Origin of the sequence: Pseudoalteromonas sp. NBT06-2, assembly GCF_002276045.1 — a bacterium.
In the GTDB taxonomy this organism is placed as follows: domain Bacteria; phylum Pseudomonadota; class Gammaproteobacteria; order Enterobacterales; family Alteromonadaceae; genus Pseudoalteromonas.
Genome location: NZ_NQMR01000330.1, coordinates 1 through 368, shown reverse-complemented (window position 1 = coordinate 368; position 368 = coordinate 1). Strand labels below are relative to the sequence as shown.

Genomic DNA, 368 nt, shown 5'->3' with positions numbered 1-368 from the left:
TTTAGGGAAAGTATGGGCGGCATGTTTACGTATGAAAAGTCGGCCACATTATACCGTCATGGTATTAACTCAGGCATGGTTGCTTGGGGTGCTAATAATGGTGGCTGTATGGTTTCTTTCTCTGGTTCTGGTTGTGCTGGGTTAGACATTCCCAAACTTCATAACATGCTTAAAAAAATGCCTAACGTAAAAATCACCCGCTTAGATATTGCGTACGATGATATGAATGGTAAAAGAGATATAAATCACTATGTACGTGCCTTAGAAGAAGGTCAATTTTGTAAAACCAATCAAGCCCCTAATTTTTCGTTTATACAAACGGGTTGCTTACAAAAGCTTAGTAAAGAACATCAACAAGAATACCGCGC

At 39.1% G+C, this 368-nt stretch carries 1 pseudogene; it reads left to right on the top strand.

Going from position 1 to position 368, the window contains the following annotated elements:
* Window positions 1-21: 21 nt before the first annotated feature.
* A pseudogene (locus CJF42_RS25850) lies at window positions 22-368 on the top strand (hypothetical protein); the annotation flags it as partial.